We start from the raw sequence: 26,340 nt of genomic DNA on the forward strand, positions 1-26,340 counted from the left end.
CTCCTCGTTTACATATGTTTGATGCGTTCGACCATCTCGGCGCCGAAGGCGATATACGCCTGGGCGCCCTTCGAGCTCGGATCGAAGGTCACGCCGGGCAAGCCGTACGATGGCGCTTCGGCCAGGCGCACATTGCGCGGGATGATGGTATTGAAGACCTTATCGCCAAAGTGCTGTTCCAGCTGCGCCGACACTTGTTGCGATAATGTCATGCGTGGATCGAACATCACGCGCAACAGGCCGATGATCTTCAAGTCCGGGTTCAGGTTCGCATGCACCTTCTTGATGGTGTTGACCAGATCGGACAGGCCTTCGAGCGCGTAGTACTCGCACTGCATCGGGATGATCACGCCATGCGCGGCGCACAGGCCGTTCAGGGTCAGCATCGATAATGCCGGTGGGCAATCGACGAGGATGAAGTCGTATTCGTCGTCCACTTCGGCCAGCGCCTCCTTCAGGCGGCGTTCGCGGTTGTCCAGTTCGACCATCTCCACTTCGGCGCCGGCCAGCTCGCGGTTCGACGGCAAGACATCGAAGCGCCCCGCTTCCGAACGCTGGCGTGCCGTTTTGACATCGGACTCGCCCAGCATCACTTCATAGGTGGACGCCTTCAGGCCGGCCTTGTTGATGCCGGCGCCCATGGTCGCATTGCCCTGCGGGTCGAGGTCGACCAGCAGCACACGCTGGTTCAACTTGGCCAGACCGGCGGAGAGGTTGACGCTTGTTGTGGTTTTACCAACACCACCCTTTTGATTTGCTACACAAAAAATTTTGGCCATGTATCTTCTAGTTGTAAAGAGATGCAAACTTCATCGTGCGCCCCGGCATTTTTACCGAAACGATTTATACTGTTTATTTCATTTATACGATATAAATCGTTTATACGGTTTATATGATTTATACCGTATAAACCATTTATATGATTTATATCGTTTAATTTTCCGGCGTTTAAACTCTTGCTATAAAGACCAGATGACGCTCTGCATTTAGCCCTGGCACCGCGATTGCGCGTAGCTCCGTAACTCGCCATTCCGCTGGCAGTCGCTCGCGCTCGTCTGGCGGCGCCACGCCCTTCAAGGCGATGAATTGACCGCCCTCTTCCAGCACGTGGCCCGACCAGTTGACGAAGTCGGACAGGTCGGCGAAGGCGCGCGAGGTGATCACGTCGAATTTCTGCTTCACTTCCAGCTGTTCCACCCGCTTCGTGTACACGGTGACATTGGCCAGGCCCAGTTCCGCCTTCACTTGCGTCAGGAATGCCGTCTTCTTGTGCACGGTGTCGATCATCGACACCTTCACATCGGGCCGCGCGATGGCCAATACCATGCCCGGCAAGCCGCCGCCGGCCCCCACGTCGAGCACGTTTTTCGCCTCCGCGAACGCCGGCACGGCAGCCAGCGAATCGAGCACGTGCAGGGTCAGCATCTGCATGGGATCGCGCACCGACGTCAGGTTGTACACGCTATTCCATTTGGCCAGCAAGGCCAGGTAATCGAGCAGTTTTTCCGTCTGATCCGCGCTCAGGTCCAGCCCCAGCGCGGCGATGCCTTCATTCAAAATCTGGGCCAGTGCGGCCCGGTCAAACTGCTTCATTCAACAACCTCATCCTTTAAAGTGGTGGTCTGCGCGGCACCGAAACCGCGCTTTTTCAAGTGCACCAACAGCAGCGAAATCGCCGCCGGCGTCACGCCGGAAATACGCGATGCCTGGCCCAGGGTTTCCGGGCGCTGCTTGTCGAGTTTTTGCCGCACTTCGACCGACAGTGCAGCGATATCGAGGTAATTGAAACCCTCGGGCAAGGCCAGGTTTTCGTAGTGTTCGTGGCGCTCGATTTCCTTGCTCTGGCGCTCGATGTAGCCCGCATATTTGAGCTGGATTTCCACCTGTTCGCGCACAGCGGGATCCGCCACGCCGGGGCCGGCCAGGGCCTGGCCTTCGACGCCCGTCATGCTCATCAGGGTGTCGTAGGCCACGTTCGGCCGGCGCAGCAAGTCCGCCAGCGAATATTCGCGCTCGATGGCCTGGCCGACGATGCGCTCCGACTCGGCAGCTGCCAGGATGCGTGGATTGACCCATGTGGAACGCAGGCGCTCGAGTTCCAGCGCCACCGCTTCGCGCTTGGTCTCGAAGGCCTGCCACTGGGCGTCGCCGACGCAGCCCAGGGCGCGGCCGATTTCCGTCAGGCGCATGTCGGCATTGTCTTCGCGCAGGCTCAGACGGTACTCGGCGCGGCTGGTGAACATGCGGTACGGTTCCTGCACGCCCTGCGTGATCAGATCGTCGACCAGCACGCCCAGATAGGCCTCGGAGCGGCCCGGTACCCAGGCGTCCTTGTCCTGCGTCAGCAAGGCCGCATTCAGGCCCGCCAGCATTCCTTGCGCGGCCGCTTCCTCGTAGCCCGTGGTGCCGTTGATCTGGCCGGCGAAGAACAGGCCCGCGACGGCCTTCGTTTCCAGCGACGCCTTCAGGCCGCGCGGGTCGAAATAATCGTATTCGATGGCGTAGCCGGGACGCAGGATGTGCGCGTTTTCCATGCCTTTCATCGACTGCACCAGGGCGATCTGCACGTCGAAGGGCAGGCTCGTCGAGATGCCGTTCGGATAGAACTCATGCGTCGTCAAGCCTTCCGGCTCGAGGAAGATCTGGTGCGATTCCTTTCCCGAGAAACGGTGGATCTTGTCTTCGATCGACGGGCAATAACGGGGGCCCACGCCTTCGATGACGCCCGTATACATGGGGCTGCGATCGAGGCCGGCGCGGATGATGTCGTGCGTCTGCGCATTCGTGTGCGTGACCCAGCACGGCACCTGGCGCGGGTGCATGGCCGTGTTGCCCATCACCGAGAAGACGGGCACGGGATCGAGGTCGCCCGGCTGTTCCTGCATCACGGAAAAGTCGATCGTACGGCCATCGATGCGCGGCGGCGTACCCGTTTTCAGGCGGCCCTGCGGCAGTTTCAATTCCTTCAGACGGGCCGACAGCGAGATGGCGGGCGGGTCGCCGGCGCGGCCAGCCGAGTAGTTGTTCAGACCCACGTGGATCTTGCCATCGAGGAAGGTGCCGGCCGTCAGCACGACGGCGCGCGCGAGGAACTTCAGGCCGATCTGCGTCACGGCGCCAACGACCCGGTCGCCTTCGACGATCAGGTCATCGACGGCTTGCTGGAACAGCCACAGATTCGGCTGGTTTTCCAGGCGCGCGCGGATAGCGGCCTTGTAGAGAATGCGGTCGGCCTGGGCGCGCGTGGCGCGTACTGCCGGGCCTTTCGAGGAATTCAGGATGCGGAACTGGATGCCGGACTCGTCGGTGGCGATGGCCATCGCGCCGCCCATGGCATCGACCTCCTTGACCAGGTGGCCCTTGCCGATGCCACCGATGGAGGGATTGCACGACATCTGGCCCAGTGTCTCAATATTATGCGTGAGCAATAGCGTCTTCTGCCCCATGCGGGCGGAAGCGAGGGCCGCCTCGGTACCGGCGTGACCACCACCGACAACGATGACGTCGAATTCTGTAGGAAATAACATGATAAATAGGTAACAGTGCAAGTAAAAATGCGAGAAGAGAGCTCCGATTATAGAGTCTTTTTGCAAGCGCAACCTTCGACAGGCCAATTTTTGCTTAATTTTTACTCAGCAAGCCCTGTACAACAGGCTTTTTTGTTCCACGTGAAACACACATGCTGGCCACGGCTGCCGTGTACCAGGCAAGACAGGGATGGCGGCCGCGCCCGTTTTTCGCTACAATCGCAACATCGTTCGCCAACGTGGTCACGCCCGTGACCGCCAGAACGATGCTCTGGAGGACGGCCTCCCCCATCATGGGAACACACCGGGACGGCCCGCTCTGCACAAGGAGCCACCGTGGTCTGGATACTCTTATTCATCGCCGGTATTTTTGAAGTCGTCTGGGCATATTCGATGAAGCTCTCCGAAGGCTTCAGCAAACCCATCCCCTCCCTGATCACCCTCGTCATGATGATCGCCAGCTTCGGCTTGCTGTCGTTCGCCATGCGCAGCATTCCGCTGGGCACGGCGTACACGATCTGGACCGGCATAGGCGCCATCGGCGCCTTCATCATCGGCATCGTGGCGCTCGGTGAACAGCTGAGCTTTATGCGCGTCTGCGCCGCCATCCTCATCGTCTGCGGCATCGTGCTGATGAAGATGTCTTCGGCACATTAAATCACCTGACCGGCGTGCCGCCAGGCGCAAGCGCGTCTGCGCGGCACCGCCACGCCCACCGTTTCATTCTCGTCATAGGAAATCTCATGCTGCTCGAAAACTACTTTCCCGTCCTGCTGTTCATCCTCGTCGGTATCCTGGTCGGCATCGTGCCCATGCTGCTGGGGCGCGTGCTGGGACCGCACAAGCCCGACGCGCAGAAGCTGTCGCAATATGAATGCGGCTTCGAAGCGTTCGGCGATGCGCGCATGAAGTTCGACATCCGTTTCTACCTGGTCGCCATCCTGTTCATCCTGTTCGATATCGAAGTGATCTTCCTCATGCCGTGGGCGGCGAATGTGAAGGAACTGGGACTGCTCGGCTTCTGGGCCATCATGGCCTTCCTCACCGTGCTGACCATCGGCCTCGCGTATGAGTGGAAAAAAGGAGCGCTCGAATGGGAATGAGCAATCTGCTGTTCCTGAATATGTTGATGGGGATCGGCCTGGCCTATGCCGCCATGCGCGAGTACCGCAAGAATGCCCGCACCTTCCGCGTGCTGGCCGCGGTATCCGGCCTGTCGCTCCTCGTCTGCCTGGGACAGGCCGGCCTGCTGCCAGGTATAAACGGTTCCACGTGAAACAGACATGGCGCTGGAAAGCGGAGTAAGCTGGCGACTGTCCTTACTGCCAGGAGTAGGCATGTCCGCCTTCCAGTTCCGCACCGTGCCCCATCTGATCATCGAGGCGGGTGCCGCCGCCCAGTTGGGCGCGCAGGTCGCCCGCCACTTCCCCCTCGTTCGCCGCGCCCTGCTCGTCACCGATGCGGGATTCTTGCGCACGGGCCAGGCCGCCCTTCCCCTGCACAGCTTGCAGGCGGCCGGCATCGAGACGCATGTGTTTTCCGAGGTGCAAGCCGATCCGCCCGAAGCCGTCGTATTGGCCGGCGTGGCGATGGCGCAGATGTTTCACGTGGAACTGATTATCGGCCTCGGCGGCGGCAGCTCGCTCGACGTGGCCAAGCTGGTGGCCGTGCTGGCGCCTGGCCACCAGGACCTAGCGCAGCTGTATGGCATCGGCAATGTACAGGGCCAGCGCCTGCCCCTCGTGCAGTTGCCGACCACGGCAGGCACCGGCTCCGAAGTCACCAACATCGCCATCGTCACCACGGGCGCCACCACCAAGATGGGCGTCGTCGCGCCGCAACTGTATGCGGACCTGGCCATCCTTGACGCCAGCCTGACCCTGGGCTTGCCTGCGCCCGTGACGGCCACCACGGGCATCGATGCCATGGTGCATGCGATCGAAGCCTATACCAGCCGCCTGCTCAAGAACCCGCTGTCCGACATGCTCGCCACGCAGGCGTTGTCGCTGCTGTCGGCCAACCTCGTCGCCGCCTGTCAGGACGGGGCCAGCTTGCCGGCGCGGCAAGCCATGCTGCTGGGCGCCATGCTGGCCGGCCAGGCGTTTTCCAACGCGCCCGTCGCGGCCGTGCACGCCCTCGCCTATCCGATCGGCGGCCTGTTCCACGTGCCACATGGCTTGTCGAATGCACTGGTGCTGCCGCACGTGCTGCGCTTTAACCTGTCGCACGCGGCGCCCCTGTATGCGCAGCTGGCCACCGTGCTCCGACCCGGCATCACGGGCAGCGACGAGGCGCGGGCCAACACGCTGATCGACATCCTGCACGATATCGCGCTGGCCACCGGCATCGCGCGCACGCTGCGCGAGGTGGGCATCGACGCCAGCGACCTGGACCGGCTGGCCGACGCCGCCATGCTGCAGACACGGCTGCTCGGCAACAATCCCCGCGCCGTCACGCGCGACGACGCGCGCGCCATCTACGCGGCCGCACTGTGAAGCAGCAGACGGATTAGCGTGGCCCGCCCTGCTACACTGCCGCCATGACGCCTCCCGATATCCGCATTCACGCCAACACGACCCATTTTCCGCACGGCACCTGTGCGGGCTGCCACGACAGCGCGCCGCTGGGTTTTGCGTTCGAGTATGCCTATCAACCCATCATCGACCTGGACACGCGCAGCATCTATGCGCACGAGGCGCTGGTGCGCGGCCCGCATGGCGAAAGCGCCGCCAGCGTGCTGGCGCACGTCAACGACGAAAACCGCTACCGCTTCGACCAGGCGTGCCGCGTCAAGGCCGTCGCTGGCGCAGCCAGGCTAGGCATGCCAGGCTTTCTATCGATCAATTTCCTGCCCAACGCCGTGTACCGTCCCGACGTCTGCATCCGCAGCACCCTGGAAGCGGCCACCTTGTACAACTTCCCGACCGACAAGATCATCTTCGAAGTGACGGAAGGCGAACGGGTACAGGACCGCCCCCACCTGGTCGAGATTTTCCGCGCCTACCGACGCTTCGGCTTCCAGACGGCCATCGATGATTTTGGCGCCGGCTATGCGGGCTTGAACCTGCTGGCCGAATACCAGCCCGACATCGTCAAGATCGACATGGACCTGGTGCGCAACATCGACACCTCGCCGCCGCGCCAGGCCATCGTGCGCGCCGTTGCCGGCCTGTGCCGCGAGCTGGGCATCCGCGTGCTGGCCGAAGGCATCGAGACGCGCGCCGAGCGCGACTTCCTCGCCAGCTGCGGCATTTCTTTGATGCAAGGCTACTGGTTTTCCCAGCCTGTGTTCCAGGGCCTGGGACAGATCCCCGAGGCGGCCTGGGCATAAAAAACGGCCACGTGAAACGTGGCCGCTTGTTCCACAGGCAAGGTGCCCTAGTTGGGAATATCCACCACCGTACCAGTCACATTGATGGCATTGCCAGGCGCCGCAGCGGCCGCGATCGGCGGCACGTTGACGTTCGTGATCAGCGTCGACGCATCGGCGCGCGTCACCGTGCGCACCACCTGCGATGGCGGCAGGGCTTGCTGCGATGCCAGATGCGCATACATGGCGTCGAGCGCCCGGTTCAGATACACGTGCAGCGGCACGATCAGGGTCGGCAAGGCATTGCTGAAGGAATCGAAATGATTCGCGTGCGTCACCTCGATATAGCGCAGCTTGCTGGCTGCGCCATCGGCAGCCGCATTCAAGCCCACATACGCGCGCGCGGCGTGATTGACGGGGATCAGGGTGTCGCTGCGGCCATGCACGATGATGGCCGGCTTGCCCTGCAGCTTGCCGCTCGCCCGTACCTCGGCCATGCCGGCGCGCACGCGCGCGCTCTGTCCTGCCAGCGTGCCCTGCAGGGTGGCGCCGGTGACGGCATCGCTGCCCATCGCCAAGCTGCGCAAGCACAGGAAGCCATCGAGCGACTGGTCCGCCAGAGTGGTCGACGGCGAGACGCCCGCCGTGTAGACCCTGGCGCCGCCGACGCTGTTTTCGTAGACGACATTGCCGAGAATGCCGTTCTGCGCGGCAAAACTGGCCGCCTTTTGCGCCGAGGTGAACGGGATGGAAATGCCGCTGCCGTCCGTCTGCGCAAACGTGAAGCCGCACACCTTGTCCGTCACGGAGAATTTGCCGTAGGCATACGCATACGTGACGGCCACGAGGATATTCGTGCCCGCGTGTGCCGCCTGCAAGGGAGCGGAATCCACCAGCCAGCCATACGCCTGCAGGCGCTGTTTCGCGTCCGCCTGCTGCGCCGCCAGGTCGGCACCGTTCAATAAACCCTTGCTGACGAGCGCCGTGCAGCGTCCCGCGTTGCCGGCCACGGCAGCGATGCATGGCTGATACAGCGCCGCATAGGTGGCATAGTCGAACAGCGAACGTCCCGGCGTGTTTACCAGCACTCCGCCCTGGCGCACGCTGTAGCCGGTTGACGACGCCGGCTGGATTTGCGGCTCGCTGGCGGCGACGCCACTGATGAGCCCTTTGCTATCCTGCTCCGCCGCCAGCAGGGCCGAGCCGGCGCCGTTGGAAATGCTCGAGGCGATGGTGATGGTATTCCTCGGCGTCAGGCGCACGATGCGCGAGCTGCCGTCGCGCGCCAGCACGCCGTAGCGCTCGTTCAACACGTAATAGGCCATCTCGATGGCCTGCAGGGTGACCTTGCCCCAGTCCTTCTCCGGATTCTGCTGCGAGTGCGCATGCTTGAAGGCGACGCGGTTCGGGTTGGCGCCAGCCCAGGCCAGCCGGTCGGCATCGCTCAGCTCCGGCGCGAAGATGGCGTTCTTGCCGGCGGCGAGTCTGCCAGCGCGCACGCCGTTCTGCAAGTTGACGCTGTCGTCCTCGAACACATACAGGCCCGTGCCCGAGCCCTTGTCCGCATACGCGACGGCGCAGCCTTTTTTCAGGCCCCACTCGCCCGAGCTGCCGATGGCGCCGTAGATGCCGCGCGAACCGCTCGACGTCCCCGTGACGATGCAGGCGTGGTTGGGATCGAAGCTGGCCGGCACCTGCACCATCAGCGTCACGTTCTTCTTGCCCGTGCCGTCGTCGGCGTAGGCGATGTACTCGCTGCCGGCGACCAGGCCCTCGCCCGTGCCGACATTGCCGCCCGCGTCCACGTTCGGACCGTACAGGGTGCCGTAACCGCTGTTGGCGCTGATATCGAGCACGGCGCGGTAGTTGGCGTGTATCGCATTGCGGCGCAGCTCGAGCGGCGTCGGCTGCTCCCCGTTCGCATACGCGGGCGTGGCCGCCGCCAGCCCCGTCTTGCCGAGGCCGGCCGTGAGCAGATCATTGCTCTTGCCGTCGTAGTCGGCGCGCGTGATGGTGCCCAGGTAGCCGGGCATCTGGTTCAGCTCTTCCGGTGCATGGTTGCTGCCGCAGGCTGCCAACGCCAGCAGGGTGCACAGGCCGCTCCCCGCGCGCGTGATCGTCATTTGCATGGTGGTTCTCTCCGTTGAGGTAACAGTGGACGCACAATGAAAAACGCCGGACGAGCAGTCCGGCGTTGCTTGAAAATCAGACCGAGGCCTTGGCCGCCCTGCCGCCGAAGCGGGCGATGGCTTCGCCGACGATGCCGCGCCGGAACATCAGCACGCAGATGACGAAGATGATGCCGGTGACGATGCCCACCGATTCGCCCAGGGTGCCGAACCACTCGACGCCCGTGTGCGTGGCCAGGTAGGTGCCGAAGTCGCCCAGCTTGTTTTCCAGCGCGATGATCAGCACGGCGCCGAGGATGGGACCGGCCATGGTGCCCATGCCGCCCACCAGGGTCATCAGCACGACCAGGCCCGACATGCCCCAGTACACATCCGTCAGGGTTTCAAAGCCCAGCACCAGGGTCTTGGTGGCGCCGGCCAGCGCCGCCAGCGAAGCGGACAGCACGATGGCCATCAGCTTGTACTTGTTGACGTCATAGCCGAGCGAGATGGCGCGCGGCTCGTTTTCCTTGATCGCCTTTAAGACTTGCCCGAACGGCGAGTGGATGGTGCGCACGATCAGGGTGAAGCCGGCGATGAAGATGGCCAGCACGAAGTAGTACAGCACCGTGTCGTTGCCCAGGTCGATGATGCCCAACAAGGTTCCACGTGGAACACCCTGCAAGCCATCCTCGCCGCCCGTGAACGGCAGGCGCAAGGCGAGGAAGTACACCATCTGCGCCAGCGCCAGCGTAATCATCGTGAAATAGATGCCCTGGCGGCGGATCGCCAGGCCGCCCATGATCAGGCCCAGGCCGGCGCCGGTGGCGACACCGGCCAGCAGACCCAGTTCCGTCGGCCAGCCCCAGGTGCGCAGCGCGTAGCCGGTGACATAGCCGGCACCGCCAAAGAAGGCGGCGTGGCCGAACGACAGCAAGCCCGTGTAGCCGATCAGCAAATTGAAGGCACAGGCAAACAGGGCAAAGCACAGCAACTTCATCAGGAAGACGGGATAGCCGTAAAACGGGGCGGCCAACGCCAGCAGCAAGGCGATGGCGTAGCCTACATTCTTATTCATCGTAATTGCTCCAATACATGACTGATGAGGATTACTTCTCTTTGCCGAACAGGCCGGCGGGACGCAGCAGCAACACGATGACCATCACGACGAACACCACGGTTGCCGAGCCCTCCGGGTAGAACACGCGGGTCAGGCCCTCGATCACGCCCAGGCCCAGGCCTGTCAGGATGGACCCCATGATGGAGCCCATGCCGCCGATCACCACCACGGCAAAGACGACGATGATCAGGTTCGAGCCCATCAGTGGCGAGACCTGGATGATCGGTGCCGCCAGCACGCCGGCGAAGCCGGCCAGCGCTACGCCGAAGCCGAAGGTCAGGGTCACCATCAGCGGCACGTTGATGCCGAACGCTTCCACCAGTTTTGGGTTTTCCGTGCCGGCCCGCAGGTAGGCCCCCAATTTGGTTTTCTCGATGACGAACCAGGTGGCCAGGCAGACGAACAGCGACGCCACCACCACCCAGGCGCGGTAGTTCGGCAGGATCATGAAGCCCAGGTCGGTCGCGCCGGCCAGCGCTTCGGGCACCGCGTACGGCTGGCCCGAGACGCCATAGAACGAGCGGAACACGCCTTCCATGATCAGGGTGATGCCAAAGGTCAGCAGCAAGCCATACAGGTGGTCGAGTTTATACAGCCAGCGCAGCATGGTTTTTTCGATCAGGATGCCGAACAGGCCGACGAGGATAGGGGCGATGACCAGCATGGCCCAGTAATTGATGTCGAAATAACTGAGGCCCATCCAGGCCAGGAAGGCGCCCATCATGTACATGGCGCCGTGCGAGAAATTAATAACGTTAAGCAAGCCAAAGATGACGGCCAGACCGAGGGACAACATGGCATAGAACGAGCCGTTGACGAGGCCCAGCAGCAGCTGGCTCATCATCGCTTGTAAAGGAACGCCGAAAATTTCCATGGCATCACAGTATAAAAAGCACCGCCGGATGACGGTGTGGTATCAAGGGAAACACGCCGCCGCAGACTGGCGCGACGGCGCAAGGCGAACCCTGCAGGCGACAAGCGTGCAGGACGGATGGCCCACGCCGGGCCATCCGTTGGAGGTAGCTCTACAGCCTTACTTCCACAGCGAACACTTCGATTCGGCCTTGGTCACGTACGCTTGCGCGCCGGGCACGGTGGCCACCACCTTGTAGTAATCCCATGGGTATTTCGACTCGGACGGTTTCTTGACTTCCATCAAATACATGTCGTGCACCATGCGGCCATCGGGACGCACTTCGCCATTCTTCGTGAACATGTCGTTGATCTTGGTCTTTTTCAGGTAGGCCATGACCTTCTCGGTATCGTCGGTGCCGAGCGCCTTGACGGCTTTCAGGTAGTTCGCCGCGGCCGAATAGTCGGCCGCCTGCAGCATCGACGGTTCCTTCTTCATCTTGTCGAAATAACGTTTCGACCAGGCCCGCGTTTCCGGATTCAAGTCCCAGTACCAGCCATCCGTCAGGTACATGCCCTGCGTCAGGTTCAGGCCCAGCGAATGGATGTCGTTGATAAAGATGAGCAAGCCGGCCAGTTTCACGTTTTTCGTCACGCCGAATTCGTTGGCCGCCTTGATGCTGTTGATGGCGTCGCCGCCGGCATTGGCCAGGCCCAGGATTTGCGGCTTGGCCGCTTGCGCCTGCAGCAGGAACGAGGAGAAGTCCGAGGCGCCCAGCGGATGCTTGACGCTGCCCAGCACCTTGCCGCCGGCCGCCTTGACGACCTCTGCCGTGTCTTTTTCCAGCGAATGGCCAAACGCGTAGTCGGCCGTCATGAAATACCAGTTCTTGCCGCCCTGCTTGACGATGGTGCCGCCCGTGCCGCGCGCCAGCGCCACCGTGTCATACGCGTAATGCACGGTGTACGGCGTGCACTCTTCATTCGTCAGGCGCGAGGAGCCGGCGCCGATGGCGACGAAGATCTTTTTCTTTTCCGCCGCCACCTTGGCCATGGCCAGGCTGGCGCCGGAATTGGTGCCGCCGATCAGCATGTCGACGCCCTGCTGGTCGAACCACTCGCGCGCCTTCGAGGCGGCGATGTCGGCCTTGTTCTGATGGTCGGCGGAAATGAATTCCACCTTCTTGCCGGCGATGACCACGCCGGCATCGGCGATCGCCATCTTGATGGCTTCCGCGCCGCCGAGGCCGTCGACGTCGGAATACACGCCGGACATATCGGAAATAAAGCCGATCTTGATGGTGTCGCCCGATACCTGGGCGTGCGCGGCGGCGGAAAAGCCCAGTGCAGACAGGGTACACAGGGTGGCGGTGGCAATGGCGATAGCGTTACGTTTCATGGTGTCTCCGTTGGGATTATTGTTTGCTATTCAGTCGATTGCGGGACGACGATACGGCATTACAGGACTACACGCCAAGCAGCTCGGTCAATACCGGCATCTTGGCCTCCAGTTCGGATGCAGCGAAAGTCTCGACGATCTGACCGTGCTCCATCACATAAAACCGGTCCGCCAGCGGCGCGGCAAACCGGAAATTCTGCTCCACCATGACGATGGTGTATCCCTTCGCCTTCAGGGTGGTGATCATGCGCGCCAGGCCCTGCACGATGACGGGCGCCAGGCCTTCGGATATCTCGTCGAGCAGCAGCAGGCGCGCGCCCGTGCGCAGGATGCGCGCCACGGCCAGCATCTGCTGCTCGCCGCCCGACAGGCGCGTGCCCTGGCTGTGGCGGCGCTCCTGCAGGTTGGGAAACATGGCGTAGATTTCGTCCACCGACATGCCCTTCTCGCCGCTGGCCAGGGTGGGCGGCAGCATCAGGTTTTCCTCAGTCGACAGCGATGAAAAAATGCCGCGCTCTTCGGGACAATAACCGATGCCCAGGTGGGCGATTTTGTGCGTGGCCAAACCTATCGCTTCGACGCCGTTGACCTTGATCGAGCCCGTGCGCGCGCCCGTCAAGCCCATGATCGCGCGCAAGGTCGTCGTGCGGCCGGCGCCGTTGCGGCCCAGCAAAGTCACCACTTCGCCCTGCTCCACTTTCAAGTTCACGTCATGCAGGATGTGCGATTCGCCATACCAGGTGTGCAGCTGGGTAATTTCCAGCGCGGCTGCGCTGCCATTCGATTGTGTCGTCATCAATGCGCCCCTTCCAGCTCGGCGTGGGTGGTGCCCATGTACGCTTCCATCACTTGCGGATTGCGCGACACTTCCGCGTAACTGCCTTCGGCCAGCATGGCGCCGCGCTGCAGGACGGAAATCTTGTCGCAGATGCCGGAGACCACATTCATATTGTGTTCCACCATCAGGATGGTGCGGCCGGCCGAGACCTTCTTGATCAGTTCCGTGACACGGTGCACGTCTTCGTGGCCCATGCCCTGCGTCGGTTCGTCGAGCAGCATCATTTCCGGCTCCATCGCCAGGGTGGTGGCGATTTCCAGCGCCCGCTTGCGCCCGTACGGCATGTCGACCGTGATGGTGTCGGCAAACTCCGTCAAGTCGACTTCGGCCAGCAAGGCCATGGCGCGGTCGTTGAGCTGGTTCAGGGAACGTTCGCTCTGCCAGAAGTGAAACGAGGTGCCGAGCTGGCGCTGCAAGCCGATGCGCACATTCTGCAGCACGGACAAATGGGGAAAGACGGCGGAAATCTGGAACGAGCGGATCACGCCCATGCGGGCGATCTGGGCCGGTTTGGCGGCCGTGATGTCTTTCCCATTGAACAGGATCTGTCCGGATGTGGGGACCAGGAATTTGGTGAGCAAGTTGAAACACGTGGTCTTGCCGGCGCCGTTGGGACCGATCAAGGCGTGGATATGGCCCCGCTCTACCTTCAGGTTCACGTCGCTGACGGCGGTGAACCCCTTGAATTCCTTGGTCAAATTTCTTGTTTCCAAGATTACGTTTGACATCGTGTCTCCTAGTTGTACTTTTTGTACTACTTAGTCATTTTTATAATACACAACTTAAATTTAACGCACAATACAGTATAACTACGGGGATTTTTGGCTGGCCCGAATGGCGCAAATGCACGCGGTTACGCGGTCATTTCCAGGCTGCCTGTATCATTTGCGCCGCTTTTTCAGCGATCATCACCGTCGGCGAGTTCGTATTACCAGAAGTAATGTAGGGCATGATGGAGGCATCGACGACGCGCAGGCCGGCCACGCCCAGCACGCGCAACTGGCTGTCGACGACGCTCAAGGGATCGCTGGCCAGGCCCATGCGGCAGGTGCCGACCGGATGAAAGATGGTGGTGCCGATCTGGCTGGCAGCCTGCGCCAGCTCTTCCTCGCTCTGAAACTGGATGCCCGGCTTGTATTCTTCCGGCGCAAATTGTTTCAGGGCCGGCGCCGCGACAATGCTGCGCGTCAGGCGCAAGGCATCGGCCGCCACGGCGCGGTCCTGCTGCGTACTGAGGTAATTGGGAACGATCTTTGGCGCCGCATAGCTGTCGGCACTGGCGATGTGCACGCTGCCGCGCGACGTGGGCCGCAGATTGCACACGCTGGCCGTAAACGCGGGAAACGCATGCAGCGGTTCGCCGAATTTATCGAGCGACAGCGGCTGCACATGGTATTGCAGATTCGGCGTCGCTTGCCGCGGGTCGGACTTGGCGAACGCCCCCAGCTGCGACGGCGCCATCGACATGGGCCCGCTCTGGAACAGCGCATATTGCAAGCCGATCTGCATCTTGCCCAGCATATTGCTCGCCATGACGTTCAAGGTCTTGACGCCCTGCACTTTGAACACCATGCGCAGTTGCAGATGGTCTTGCAGGTTGCCGCCCACGCCAGGGGCGTCGAGCACGGGCGCGATGCCATGTTCCTGCAGCAGGGCGGCCGGGCCGATGCCGGACAATTGCAGCAATTGCGGCGAGCCGATGGCGCCCGCCGTCAGCACGGTTTCACGTTTGGCCGTCGCCTGCCACTGCGTGCCGCCGCCCGTAAACACGATGCCCGTACAGCGCGGCCCAGTCTCCGTGGTTTCCAGCAATAACCGTTCCACGTGGCAACCGGTCATGATCGTGAGATTGGGCCGGCGCGCGGCCGGTTTCAAAAACGCCTTCGACGTATTCCAGCGGATGCCGCGACGCTGGTTGACGTCGAAATACGCGCTGCCGCCATTGTCGCCGCCGTTGAAATCGCTGGTTTTCGGAATGCCCACCTGCTGCGCCGCATCGCGAAAAGCGTTCAGGATATCCCACGACAGCCGCTGTTTTTCCACGCGCCATTCGCCGCCCACGCCATGGTTTTCCGAGGCGCCGCCGTAATAATCCTCGCTTTGCTTGAACAAGGGCAGCACTTTATCCCAGCGCCAGGAAGCGTCGTCCGTCAAGTCGGCCCAATGGTCATAGTCGCCGGCCTGGCCGCGCATATAGATCATGCCGTTGATCGAGGAACTGCCGCCCAGCACTTTGCCGCGTGGATAGATCAGGCTGCGCCCGCCCAGGCCCGCGTCCGCCTGGGTGGAATACAGCCAGTCCGTGCGGGGATTGCCGATGCAATGCAAGTAACCGACGGGGATGTGGATCCAGACGTAGTCGTCCTTGCCGCCCGCTTCCACCAGCAAAACGGTGGCGTTCTTGTCGCGCGTGAGCCGGTTGGCCAGTACGCAGCCTGCCGTGCCGCCGCCCACGATGATGTAGTCGTATTCGCCTGCCGATTCCAATGAAGCTCCTTCAGGTATGCCATCAAGCTGTCGCGCGGCGTGTCTCCCCGCCGCGTCCCGTTTACCAGAGTCTGTGTTCGTTCACGCATGCACGGCCATGAAGTCGCTTTCAAGCCGCAAGCCAGAGTACCACCAGTACCGTGCCAGGGCGACAATAATCGTGCTGATGTCAGCGACTCCAGCGAGCCACGCGAACGTTTCAATGTGGCTAAAACAGGCAAAAACAGGGGCTGGAAGCTGTGGATAAGCATTGGGATATCCACAGGGACGATATGTGCGTAAACGAAAAATTTTTTCGACCGTTTTTTTTGTCCAGAAACCATCCCAGCCAGATACAACGCTTACTCAGCGCTTATCCGTACGCCAAGCGATTGTTTACAAGGATAAATCGGGACTTATCCACAGAAGTTGCTCGCGTTAACTACTATTACTATTCTTGTATACGATCTTATTAAGGTAAACCCGACAACGCACGCTTTGCCTGCCCTTCTCCTTGAAGAACATGCACGGGCCTGTCTTCAAAAAAAAGCCGGCAAACAGCTTGGACTGAAAAAAAATCCAGCCAACAACTAAGCAAGGAAAACCGGCACGGCCGGCATCACGCGCACAGCACTGCCAAACCGTTTTGCAAAATGGAAACGTCAACAGACCTGAGCAGACACACTGCCAGCAAGCTGTTCGATATCGAAGAGAGGGGGGATTTGCATCGATTGTGGATAAGTCGCTTGATATCCACAGGATGACTTGTGAGTAAACACGAAGTTATGCGCAGGACCGCATTTTATACAATTTTGCTCCTCGCGTGATACAGCGATTATGCACGCTTTATTTTGCGCGTAAACGATTGATCCTGTTGAAAAAAAGCGACTTATCCACAGAAAAAAACGCGTTTACTATTACTACTATTTTTATATATAGATCTATTGTAAACCAACAAAAAAAGCGGAAGTCCGGGGATATTTCCAAAAAGCATAAAAAAAACATCAAAAAAAAAGCCAACGGCGACAGTCAGAACCACTGCCAAACCGTCTTCCAGGAATCGCTTGAACGCGCACGTCCGTGAAAGAACCGCGCTCGTGGTCGCTCGACGTTGATTGCCAGGCAAGGATAGAGGCATGCGAAGCACGTCAAACATGCCGCTAGAGCAAGAAAAACCGCGCTTTTTGCTTGCCGGTGTGGATAAGTGCCTGCATATCCACAGGATGAGATGTGGGAAAACCCGCTCTTTGTCCACAGGCGAACTTTTATCCCAAACAAGTCCTGCCTCGATACAATGTTTATGCGCGTACTTTTTTGTAGCCTAAGTTGATGATTTTTGGGTGGTATACCGACTTATCCACAGAAAAACCGTCGTTTACTATCACTACTATTTTTATGTATACATCTTTATTTAAAACACAGAGACAAACGCGCACGGTGGAAAAGCTGCCCCAATAGCTGTTTTCACCGTGTAAACCGTCTTCCAACCTGACAAACCTGTAAAAACAGCATGAATTCAAGCAAAAAAATGCGGTTAGGCATCATCAGTGCCTTGCATGAAGAACAGCAGGGGCTGGTGGAAGCCCTGCAAGGGCCCGTGACGCGTTCGCACGGCATGCGCGACTACACCCTGGGAACCCTGTGGAATATCGACGCTGTGTGCGTCCTGTCGCGTCTGGGCAAGGTTGCCGCTGCCATGACAGCTTCTATCCTTGTGGAAAAGTATGGAGTTACCCACATCGTCTTCACGGGCGTGGCCGGCAGTGGGGATAAGCACGTGAAAGTCGGCGATATCGTCGTGGCCGAAGCGTTGCTACAGCACGATATGGATGCGCGCCCCCTGTTTCCCCGCTTCGAAGTGCCGCTGACGGGCTTGCAGCGCTTCGCCACCGACCTGGAACTGAGTTCCCAGCTGGCTGCGGCTGCCGACGATTTCCTGCGTGAGGGGCTCGACAGCGTATTGAATGCCGGGCAGCGCCAGGAATTGGCGCTGCAACAGGCGCAAGTGCACCGCGGCATGATCGCCAGCGGCGACCAGTTCATCAGCAGCGCCGCGCATATCCGCCAATTGAAACAGGACTTGCCCGATCTGCTGGCCGTCGAGATGGAAGGCGCCGCCGTGGCGCAAGTATGTTTCGAGCTGGGCGTGCCGTTTACCGTCATGCGCACGATTTCCGACAATGCGAATGAAGAGGCGGCCGTCGACTTCATGCGTTTTGTGCAGACAGTCGCCTCGCCTTATGCGTTTCACGTGATTCGCAAGCTGTGCCAGCGCCTGGCCCCCTGACATTTCCACGCAGTGTGCATAAAAAAAGGGCAGAACCACTGGTTCTGCCCTTTTCATTTACTTTCTGCCTAAAATTTAAACACTCAGCATCATCAGGCTGGCATTCCCGCCGGCCGCCGTCGTATTCACGCACAGCGCCCGCTCAGCGACCAGGCGCCACAGGGGGATGACAGCCTCCTCCGTAGTGGCGATCGTGCCCACCAGGGCCCCGTCACGGGCCGCCAGCAGCGGTTTGAGCAAGCTATCGAGGCTGGGCTCGATCATGGCGATCTGCACATCGTGCTTGACCGACGCCATATTGGTGATGACCTGGATGCGGTCCTTCAGCGCGGCGGGCAAGTCACCGGGGATCAGTTCGGGCGATTGCGCCAATACGAGCGCCTGGTTGCCGGTGGCCAGGACGGCCGCCAATTGATTCATCAGCACGCCTGACGTGGCTGCCGCGCACAGGATGGTGCCGCGCGCGGCAAAGCTCAGGGTATTGCGCTCGCCCGTCGGGCCCGGCAAGACGGTGGTGCTGCCCAGCAAGGTCGTGCGCGCGTATTCCTGCGCCAGCTGTTCCACCTTGTCGTGGCCATGCATCTTCGCCCACACGGTCAGCGCGTCGAGCGCCGGCGCCGCCTGGCGCTGGTGCTGCGCGCCGGCCGGCGCATTGCGCTGCAGGCGTTTCAGGTACAGGGGACCACCGGCCTTCGGACCCGTGCCCGATTTGCCTTCGCCGCCGAACGGCTGCACGCCGACGACGGCGCCGACGATGTTGCGGTTGACATAAATATTGCCCACATGCGCGCGCTTGGTGATGAAATCGATGGTTTCGTCGATGCGCGTATGGATGCCCAGGGTCAGGCCATAGCCGCTGTCATTGATCGATTGCACCAGTTGCGGCAGTTCGGCCCGCTTGTAGCGGATCACGTGCAGCACGGGGCCGAAGACTTCATGCGTCAATTGGTCCAGCGACTTGATTTCCAGCACGGTCGGCGCGACAAACGTGCCTTTCACCGTAGGCAGGCCCAGCGAGAAATGGTCGATGGCCACGGTTTTCATCTTGTTGATGTGCGCCAGCAGGTTGCCTTGCGCTTCCGCATCGATGACGGGACCGATATCGGTGGCCAGGCGGTCAGGATTGCCAACGCGCAATTCCTGCATGGCGCCCTTCAGCATGTGGATGGTCTTCTCGGCAATTTCTTCCTGCAGGAACAGCACGCGCAGGGCCGAGCAGCGCTGGCCGGCGCTGTCGAAAGCGGACGACATCACGTCCTGCACCACTTGTTCGGGCAAGGCGGACGAGTCGACGATCAGTGCGTTCTGGCCGCCCGTCTCGGCGATCAGGGGAATGTCGATCGACTCGTTCACGGCGCGCGCGGCCAGGTTGCGGTTGATCAACTGCGCCACTTCCGTCGAGCCCGTGAAAATCACGCCTTTCACGCGCGCATCATTGCACAGGCCGGCGCCAACGACTTCGCCGCTGCCCGGCAGGAATTGCAGGGCGCCGCGCGGCACGCCGGCCGCGTGCAGCAGCTGCACGGCACGGTGGGCGATCAATGGCGTCTGCTCGGCCGGCTTGGCCAGCACCACGTTGCCCGCCGCCAGGGCGGCGGCCAGCTGGCCCGTAAAGATGGCGAGCGGGAAGTTCCACGGGCTGATACAGGTGACGGGGCCGAGCGCCAGGGTATTGGGCGCGTACTCCACCTGCGCCGCGTAATAGCGCAGGAAGTCGACGGCTTCGCGAATTTCCGCGATGGCGTTCGGCAGCGATTTGCCCGCCTCGCGCACGGCCAGGGCCATCAGCTCGATATGGTGTTCCTCGAACAGGTCGGCCGCGCGCTGCAACGCTTGCGCGCGCAACGACGGTTCCGTCGTCTGCCAATCCATGGCGTAGGCGCTGGCGCTGGCCAGGGCCGTCTCCACGTCGGCCGGGGCCGCTTCCATGACCTTGCCCACGATATCGTCGTGCTGGGCCGGATTGTGGATGGCGTGCGTGGGCGCGTTCAGGCTGACGGCGCCATCGATCAGCGGCGCGGCCTGCCATTGCTGCTGCAGCGCCAGGCCGGCGGCCAGGGTGCGCACCGTGTCTTCATTCGACAGGTCGAGGCCGGCCGAGTTCTTGCGCTCGCTGCCAAACATATCGAGCGGCAAGGGAATCGACGGGTGCGGCAAGCCGCCCTGCAGGCGTGCCATTTCCAGCGGATCGCGGATCAGGCTATCGATGGCCACGCTTTCGTCGACGATCTGGTTGACGAACGAGGAGTTGGCGCCGTTTTCCAGCAGGCGGCGCACCAGGTAGGCCAGCAGGGTTTCATGCGAGCCGACGGGGGCGTAGATGCGGCAAGGCTTGTCCAGGTTGGCCGGACCGACGACCTGGTCGTACAGGGTCTCGCCCATGCCGTGCAGGCACTGGAATTCGTAATCGGTGATGCCGTCGCGCTTGGCCCAGGTGTAGATGGTCGACAGGGTTTGCGCATTGTGCGTGGCAAATTGCGGGTAGATCAGGCTGCTGGCGGCCAGCAGTTTTTGCGCGCAGACCAGGTAGGACACGTCCGTGTAAACCTTGCGCGTATAGACGGGATAGCCTTCCTGGCCATCGACTTGCGCGCGCTTGATTTCCGCGTCCCAGTACGCGCCCTTCACCAGGCGCACCATGAACTTGCGGCCGCTGCGCTTGGCCAGGTCGATCAGATAATCGATGGCGAACGGGCAGCGCTTCTGGTACGCCTGCACCACGTAGCCGATGCCGTCGAAGCCGGCCAGATCCGCATCGAAGGCCAGGGCCTCCATCAGGTCCAGCGACAGTTCCAGGCGGTCCGTTTCTTCCGCATCGATGTTGAAGCCGATGTTGTACTGTTTTGCCAGCAGCAGCAGCGCCTTGACGCGCGGCAGCAATTCTTCCATGACGCGGGCGCGCTGGGCGCGGCTGTAGCGCGCATGCAGGGCCGACAGTTTCACGGAAATGCCGGGGCCGTTCTTGATGCCGCGGCCATTCGATGCCTTGCCGATGGCGTGGATCGCCGTTTCATACGAGGCGTAGTAGTTGGCCGCGTCCTTTTCCGTCAGTGCCGCTTCGCCCAGCATGTCGTACGAGTAGCGGTAGCCGCGCGTTTCATTGTCGCGGCTGTTCTTCAGCGCTTCCTCGATGGTCTGGCCCGTGACGAACTGGTTGCCCAGCATGCGCATGGCCAGGTCGACGCCCTTGCGTATCAGCGGCTCGCCGCCCTTGGCGATGAGTTTGGTCATGGCCGAACCGAGGCCCGATTCGCTGCTGGTACTGACCAGTTTGCCCGTGATCAGCAAGCCCCAGGTGGCCGCGTTGACGAACAGCGACGGCGATTCGCCCAGGTGCTTGCGCCAGTCGCCCTTGCTGATTTTGTCGGCGATCAGGCGATCGGCCGTTTGAGTGTCGGGTATACGCAACAGCGCCTCGGCCAGGCACATCAATGCAACACCCTCTTCCGACGATAGCGAGAACTCGTGCATCAGTGCATCGACGCCGGACGCGCGTGTGCGTTTTTGGCGCACGGCGGACACGAGGCGGTGCGCCAGGGCCTGGCCTTCGGCCGTCGTTTCGGTGCTGCTGGCGCGTACTTGTTGCAGCAGCCACTGCACGGCGGAAACCTCGTCGCGCCTATAGGCGGCGGTGATGGCGGCGCGTTGTGGCGTCGCTTCGGGCAGGATTTCCGCCTGGAGCGCAGCAAAGGGAATCGGGGTAAAAGCCGAAGGGCCAGCAGGGTGCATAGGAGCTCTTTACAAGGAAAAATGGGACGAAACTCGCGGTAATTCTTGCTCTTTTTTGGTGCAAAAAAATACAGAAAGTCGAACGTTAAGATGATTCGATTGTAAAGGGGATTCTTATGGATTAATTCTGGTAATACAGAGGACTAGCAATAGATAGTTTTTGATGCGACAATTTAACCAAATAATATTTATACGGGGGTGATTCGAATGCTGGACAAGATCAGTAAGAAAATCTTGATGGAATTGCAGAGCGATGGTCGCATCAGCAATGTGGAGCTGGCCGCGCGCGTGAACCTGTCGCCGGCCGCCTGCCTGGAGCGCGTGCGCAAGTTGCACGAATCCGGTTACATCATGGGCTATACGGCCCAGTTGAACCCGCAGTTGCTCGACGTCTCGCTGCTGGTCTTCATTGAAGTCGTGCTCGATCGCACGACACCGGAAGTGTTCGACGCCTTCAAGCATAGCGTACAAATCATTCCAGAGGTACTGGAATGTCATATGGTGGCCGGCGGTTTCGATTACCTGGTCAAGGCGCGCGTCAAGGATATGGCCGCCTACCGCGAATTCCTGGGCAAGACGCTGTTGCAAAAAGGTGTGCGGGAAACCCACACTTATGCCGTCATGGAAGAAGTCAAAAACACGACCAAATTGCCGATTAAGTGACCTTGATGTAGCAGGTCCACTTTTCTGATTGAGCTATCGGAACAAATGTTGTAGGGTAGAACTACTATTCTGCTATCCGGTAGCCGCCTGACACGACGCGCAGACGTCAGGTTCAGGGTGCAAGGCGGGCAATCGTGCCCCCCGCATACGGTTACAGCACGTCCCCGCCTAGGGAGCGTGACGGGTTCTCGCAGCGGGGGACAAATGAAGCAGTTGCGGCATCAGCTGGTGCGTTTCCTTGTTTTCACCGTTCTGGCCATGGCCGTGGCCTGTTGCCTCGTCCATCTGCTCTTGCTGGCGACGGACGGCGGCCCTTCCCCGTATCTGATTGCCTGCGTGGCGGCCCTCACCGGCGCCGCGCTGCTGGCGTTTGCCAGCCGTGCGCGCGGCGAACCCGGCCTGCACCAGTTCGCCGATACGGTGGGCAAGGCCATCGACGCCATCATGATCGGCGCGGCGGAAACCTCGTATTTTGTCGATTCCGTCAAACAGAAGGTGGAACTGGACGTGCAGACGGCCAGCGACATCGCCGACAGTTCCGGGCAGAACGCCGTGATGACGGAAAAGATCGCCGCCAACGCGGAACGGGCTGCCAGGGTGGCTGCCGGCGTGCGCGAGGAAAGCGTGGCGGCGCGGGCCGAAGTGAACCAGGGCTTGCAGCGCATCAATCGCGCGCGCGAGGAAGCGCAAGGGGCGTCCAGCACCATGCTGAGCCTGCAGGAAAAATCCAGGCGCATCACGGGCTTTACGGAAGCCATTTCCGATATTTCCGCGCGCACCAATCTGCTGGCGCTGAACGCCGCCATCGAGGCGGCGCGCGCCGGCGAACACGGCCGCGGCTTTGCCGTGGTGGCCGGCGAAGTGCGGCAACTGGCGCAGCGCACGAAGGAAGCCTCCGATGAAATCAGCGTGATGGTGCGCGAAATCAATGAACAGTCGGAAAAAGCCGCACGCGGCATGAGTTCGCTTGCGGCCGGCGTCACGGAAGCGGCGCGCAACGTGGAAAGCGTGCACGCATCGCTCAGTCACATCGAGGAATCGTCGGGCGTGTCGGAAGACGAGATCGGGCAAATCGCCCGCGCCTCGCGCGAACACGTCGATACGACGCAAGTGATCGCCGATGCCATCCTGCAAATCCGCGACAGCATGTTGTCGACGAATGCCGAATTGCCGCGCGCCACGCAATCGGCGATGGCCCTGGCCGAGCGGGCCGAAGTGATCGCCGGCGCCTTCGGCGAAGCGAGCGTGGCCACGCCGCACGACGAGATCCGCCTGGCCGCCCAGCGCGCCGCGCGCGAGGTGGGCAAATTGTTCGAGCAAGCCATCGCGTCGGGCCGCATTACGCGCGAAGCGCTGTTCGACCGCCATTACCGCCCCATCCCGAACACGAATCCGCCCAAGCACAACACGCAGTTCGACGCATTTACGGACAAAGTCTTGCCGGACTTGCAGGAAGGCGTGCTGGCCGCCCTGCCGCACCTCGCGTATGCGGGCGCCGTCGACAACAATGGCTATTTTCCCACGCACAACAAGAAGTTTTCCCAGCCGCTGACGGGCGATTACGCCACCGATATCGTCAATAACCGCACCAAGCGCATCTTCAGCGACCGCACGGGCGCGCGCTGCGGCAGCAACACGAAGCCGTTCCTGTTGCAGACGTACAAGCGCGACACGGGCGAAGTCATGCACGACCTGTCCGTGCCGATCCACGTCGATGGCAAGCACTGGGGCGGTTTCAGGATTGGGTATCGCTCGAGCAATCACGCATAGCAAAACGCCTGATGCGTGATCATCAGGCGTTTTTTCTGCTCGCGGCTACGGGCTTACTCGATATGCGGCTTGGGCGCCACGCCGCCGCCGGCCGCCGTGGCCGAACGCAGGGTGGGCGTATTCATTTCTTCCAGGTGGTTGCGCAGCCATTTGTGCGCCGGGCTGCGCGCATCGCGTTCATGCCACAGCATGTCCAGGTGGACGGCCGGCAAGGTGAACGGCAAATCCTTGTACAGCAGGGATTCCGTCATGCCCGTCGAGGCGATCAGATGGCGCGGCAAGACGGTGATCAGGTCGGAATTGGCCACTACGCGTCCGGCCGTGAAGAACTGGTTCACCGTCAGCAAGATGCGCCGCTCGCGGTGGATCTGCGCCAGCGCCTCGTCGACGAGGCCATGGGCACGGCCGGAAAAGCTCACCAGCAAGTGATTTGCCGCGCAATAGTTGTCCAGGTTGAGTTCCACCTTGGCCAGCGGATGGCCGCGCCGCATCACGCACACATACTTGCCGGAATATAAACGTTCGTGGCGGATGGGCGAACTGGTATCGCTCGACAATTGCGCCGCCACGCCGGGAAAGAAGCCCACGGCCAGGTCGATGTCGCCGCGCAGCAGCATGGGGCGTGGTTCGCGCGTGGTCAGCGGCATCATGCGCACGTTGACGCCCGGCGCTTCCCGTTCGATCGAGCGCATCAGCGAAGGCAGCCAGAAGGCGGCCGTGGCGTCGGCCATGGCCATGCGGAAGGTGGCGTGCGTCTTCGACACGTCGAAGGTTTCCGGCGTGACGGCCGCTTCCAGGCTGGCCAGGGCCGAGCGCACGGATGGCCACAGGGCTTCGGCGCGCGGCGTCGGTTTCACGCCATACGCCGTGCGGATCAGCAATTCGTCACCGAGGCTTTCGCGCAGGCGCTTGATGGCGTTCGATACCGCCGGCTGCGTCATCGCCAGGTGGCCGGCCGCGCGCGTCAGGTTTTGTTCCGTCATGACGGCGTCGAAAACGCGCAGCAAGTTCAGATCCAGCGTCAGAAAACTCATGGAAAGCCCAAGGTAAAAGTTGAATTCAAATAATTTAACTAAGAGTGTAAACCGCGCCGGGCACGAATATTTTCACTCGTAAAAAAATATTACAGTTTTCCATTCACGATTCATATAATTGGTATCAGGAAATGGAATTAGATTTATATGTTGCACTGCACTATAGTACTGGCAAATTCTATAATGCACTGGAACAGTATGTCTACCTTCGCCTCCGCCCTGTACGCAGTATCCGCACCCGTGCTGGAGATTTCGCTGCTGAACGCCCTGCAAATCGCGCTGCTGATCGTGGCCGCGGGCGCCGTCGCCCTGCTATTCAAGCCTTTGCTGGTGGGTATCGCGCGTGCCATGGTGCTGGTGGTGCGTCCCAAGCTGAGCCGCGAAGAGCGCCTGGCGCGCCAGCAGATGCGCGAAGCGCAAGCGCTCAAGCGCACCCTGGGCAAGATGGATGGCGTGTCGCCAAGCAACGCCGCCGAATTGCGCGCCCTGTCGACCCGCGCATAAGGGCGCTGTTGCCAGATGACCAGCCGGTGCCTGCACCGGCTTTTTTTACGTCTGCGTTGTGCGTCAGGCCACCTCGCCCAGCAAATGCGCGCGCAGGACAGTGTCGGCCGGATGGGCGCCGATCCAGATTTTCAGCAGGGCATTGTAGAACGCCAGTTCCGGCACCTTGTCGCCCACCTGCTTGCCGTTCAGCCGGCATAAGGTACCCTCTTCCGGCAGCCAGTCCACGGTCAGGATATCGCCCTTCTTCAAGCCCGGTACCATCTCGAACATGGCGCCGAACTGCATCGTCTGGCCCAGCAGGCGCGTGCGGTCGGCCTGGTCCGAGCTGCGCTTCAAGCCCTGCATGAAGGCTTGCCCCAGCTCGTCGGAGGTGACGTCGCGCAGCATGACGATCTCGAGACGGCGCGGGCCGGGCAGCGCCAGGATGTCGGCCAGCTGGTTCTTCTTTTCCGGCAAGTACAGCGCGATCGTGTAGATCTTGAAGATGACCTTGTAGCGCACGCCGGCGCCGTTGAGTTTCAATTCGCGGCTGGCCAGCTGCACCGTCTCGTCGAGCTTGATGCCGCCCACCTCGACGGCCAGGACCGGCTGCGTCAGGGCGCCGCACAGGAAGGCGGCGGCCAGGGAGCGGGCCAGACGGGATGTGCTGATATGCATCTTCTGCCTCCGTGGAGAAACCAGTGCTGTGGATAAGTCCGCACAAGCACACAGTGTAGAACAGTTGGCAGAA

22 protein-coding genes are annotated in these 26,340 nt (G+C 61.2%); 9 read left to right on the forward strand and 13 right to left on the reverse strand.

From position 1 onward, the window contains the following. Positions 1-8 precede the first annotated feature (8 nt). The 3 genes from O0880_RS18510 to mnmG form a co-directional block, all read right to left on the reverse strand. Entirely contained in the window at positions 9-779 is a 771-nt protein-coding gene (locus O0880_RS18510; protein ID WP_071325910.1) for an AAA family ATPase, read from the reverse strand. A gap of 169 nt (positions 780-948) precedes the next feature. Beyond that, entirely contained in the window at positions 949-1,593 is a 645-nt protein-coding gene (gene rsmG / locus O0880_RS18515) for a 16S rRNA (guanine(527)-N(7))-methyltransferase RsmG (protein WP_289887971.1), read from the reverse strand. Next, entirely contained in the window at positions 1,590-3,527 is a 1,938-nt protein-coding gene (mnmG, locus tag O0880_RS18520; RefSeq protein WP_289887972.1) for a tRNA uridine-5-carboxymethylaminomethyl(34) synthesis enzyme MnmG, read from the reverse strand. Before mnmG ends, rsmG begins: the two co-directional genes overlap by 4 nt. Positions 3,528-3,863: 336 nt before the next feature. Between mnmG and O0880_RS18525 the strand changes: the two genes are divergently transcribed. From O0880_RS18525 to O0880_RS18545, 5 genes are all read left to right on the forward strand, one after another. Beyond that, positions 3,864-4,184, forward strand: a complete 321-nt coding sequence (locus tag O0880_RS18525; RefSeq protein WP_289887973.1) for a multidrug efflux SMR transporter — start codon at positions 3,864-3,866, stop codon at positions 4,182-4,184. A gap of 86 nt (positions 4,185-4,270) precedes the next feature. After that, positions 4,271-4,630 (forward strand): NADH-quinone oxidoreductase subunit A, encoded by a 360-nt coding sequence (locus O0880_RS18530; RefSeq protein WP_289887974.1) that lies wholly within the window; start codon positions 4,271-4,273, stop codon positions 4,628-4,630. Beyond that, positions 4,621-4,803 carry a hypothetical protein gene (locus O0880_RS18535; protein ID WP_156894983.1) on the forward strand — a complete coding sequence of 61 codons (183 nt, stop codon included), beginning with the start codon at positions 4,621-4,623 and terminating at the stop codon, positions 4,801-4,803. Before O0880_RS18530 ends, O0880_RS18535 begins: the two co-directional genes overlap by 10 nt. Positions 4,804-4,864: 61 nt before the next feature. Continuing rightward, on the forward strand, positions 4,865-6,022 hold the full coding sequence (locus O0880_RS18540) for an iron-containing alcohol dehydrogenase (protein WP_289887975.1): 1,158 nt from the start codon (positions 4,865-4,867) through the stop codon (positions 6,020-6,022). A gap of 44 nt (positions 6,023-6,066) precedes the next feature. Beyond that, complete coding sequence (locus O0880_RS18545; protein WP_289887977.1) at positions 6,067-6,858, forward strand: EAL domain-containing protein; 792 nt, start codon at positions 6,067-6,069, stop codon at positions 6,856-6,858. Between the two features lie 47 nt (positions 6,859-6,905). On the opposite strand, the gene O0880_RS18550 is transcribed toward O0880_RS18545, so the two are convergent. The 7 genes from O0880_RS18550 to O0880_RS18580 all read right to left on the reverse strand — a co-directional run bounded on the left by O0880_RS18550 (position 6,906) and on the right by O0880_RS18580 (position 15,641). Then, complete coding sequence (locus O0880_RS18550; RefSeq protein ID WP_289887978.1) at positions 6,906-8,966, reverse strand: 3-hydroxybutyrate oligomer hydrolase family protein; 2,061 nt, start codon at positions 8,964-8,966, stop codon at positions 6,906-6,908. A gap of 76 nt (positions 8,967-9,042) precedes the next feature. Then, positions 9,043-10,023 (reverse strand): branched-chain amino acid ABC transporter permease, encoded by a 981-nt coding sequence (locus O0880_RS18555; RefSeq protein ID WP_289887982.1) that lies wholly within the window; start codon positions 10,021-10,023, stop codon positions 9,043-9,045. A 31-nt stretch (positions 10,024-10,054) separates the two neighbouring features. Then, positions 10,055-10,939: a branched-chain amino acid ABC transporter permease gene (locus O0880_RS18560; protein WP_071325919.1), complete on the reverse strand. Its 885-nt coding sequence runs from the start codon at positions 10,937-10,939 to the stop codon at positions 10,055-10,057. 159 nt (positions 10,940-11,098) lie between these two features. Continuing rightward, a complete protein-coding gene (locus O0880_RS18565; RefSeq protein WP_071325920.1) occupies positions 11,099-12,316 on the reverse strand; it encodes an ABC transporter substrate-binding protein in 1,218 nt (405 codons plus the stop codon). A gap of 67 nt (positions 12,317-12,383) precedes the next feature. Further along, positions 12,384-13,112 (reverse strand): ABC transporter ATP-binding protein, encoded by a 729-nt coding sequence (locus tag O0880_RS18570; protein WP_071325921.1) that lies wholly within the window; start codon positions 13,110-13,112, stop codon positions 12,384-12,386. Next, positions 13,112-13,882, reverse strand: a complete 771-nt coding sequence (locus tag O0880_RS18575; protein WP_071325922.1) for an ABC transporter ATP-binding protein — start codon at positions 13,880-13,882, stop codon at positions 13,112-13,114. The genes O0880_RS18570 and O0880_RS18575 overlap by 1 nt, the downstream gene beginning before the upstream one ends. 133 nt (positions 13,883-14,015) lie before the next feature. Beyond that, a complete protein-coding gene (locus tag O0880_RS18580) occupies positions 14,016-15,641 on the reverse strand; it encodes a GMC family oxidoreductase N-terminal domain-containing protein (protein ID WP_289887984.1) in 1,626 nt (541 codons plus the stop codon). Positions 15,642-17,148: 1,507 nt separating this feature from the next. On the opposite strand from O0880_RS18580, the gene O0880_RS18585 reads away from it, so the two are divergent. After that, complete coding sequence (locus O0880_RS18585; protein ID WP_289887985.1) at positions 17,149-17,907, forward strand: 5'-methylthioadenosine/adenosylhomocysteine nucleosidase; 759 nt, start codon at positions 17,149-17,151, stop codon at positions 17,905-17,907. A 75-nt stretch (positions 17,908-17,982) separates the two neighbouring features. On the opposite strand, the gene putA is transcribed toward O0880_RS18585, so the two are convergent. Next, positions 17,983-21,636 carry a trifunctional transcriptional regulator/proline dehydrogenase/L-glutamate gamma-semialdehyde dehydrogenase gene (gene putA, locus O0880_RS18590; RefSeq protein ID WP_289887986.1) on the reverse strand — a complete coding sequence of 1,218 codons (3,654 nt, stop codon included), beginning with the start codon at positions 21,634-21,636 and terminating at the stop codon, positions 17,983-17,985. 207 nt (positions 21,637-21,843) lie between these two features. Between putA and O0880_RS18595 the strand changes: the two genes are divergently transcribed. Beyond that, on the forward strand, positions 21,844-22,299 hold the full coding sequence (locus tag O0880_RS18595; RefSeq protein WP_010393827.1) for an Lrp/AsnC ligand binding domain-containing protein: 456 nt from the start codon (positions 21,844-21,846) through the stop codon (positions 22,297-22,299). A 204-nt stretch (positions 22,300-22,503) separates the two neighbouring features. After that, on the forward strand, positions 22,504-24,069 hold the full coding sequence (locus O0880_RS18600; RefSeq protein WP_289887990.1) for a methyl-accepting chemotaxis protein: 1,566 nt from the start codon (positions 22,504-22,506) through the stop codon (positions 24,067-24,069). A gap of 53 nt (positions 24,070-24,122) precedes the next feature. Here O0880_RS18600 and O0880_RS18605 read toward each other — a convergent pair whose 3' ends face one another. After that, positions 24,123-25,103 (reverse strand): LysR family transcriptional regulator, encoded by a 981-nt coding sequence (locus O0880_RS18605; RefSeq protein ID WP_071325928.1) that lies wholly within the window; start codon positions 25,101-25,103, stop codon positions 24,123-24,125. A 198-nt stretch (positions 25,104-25,301) separates the two neighbouring features. On the opposite strand from O0880_RS18605, the gene O0880_RS18610 reads away from it, so the two are divergent. Then, positions 25,302-25,607 carry a hypothetical protein gene (locus tag O0880_RS18610; protein ID WP_071325929.1) on the forward strand — a complete coding sequence of 102 codons (306 nt, stop codon included), beginning with the start codon at positions 25,302-25,304 and terminating at the stop codon, positions 25,605-25,607. A gap of 63 nt (positions 25,608-25,670) precedes the next feature. On the opposite strand, the gene O0880_RS18615 is transcribed toward O0880_RS18610, so the two are convergent. Then, complete coding sequence (locus O0880_RS18615) at positions 25,671-26,267, reverse strand: chalcone isomerase family protein (RefSeq protein ID WP_289887992.1); 597 nt, start codon at positions 26,265-26,267, stop codon at positions 25,671-25,673. Positions 26,268-26,340 lie beyond the last annotated feature (73 nt).

The sequence above is a fragment of the Janthinobacterium sp. SUN118 genome, from assembly GCF_030397695.1.
Taxonomy (GTDB): domain Bacteria; phylum Pseudomonadota; class Gammaproteobacteria; order Burkholderiales; family Burkholderiaceae_D; genus Janthinobacterium.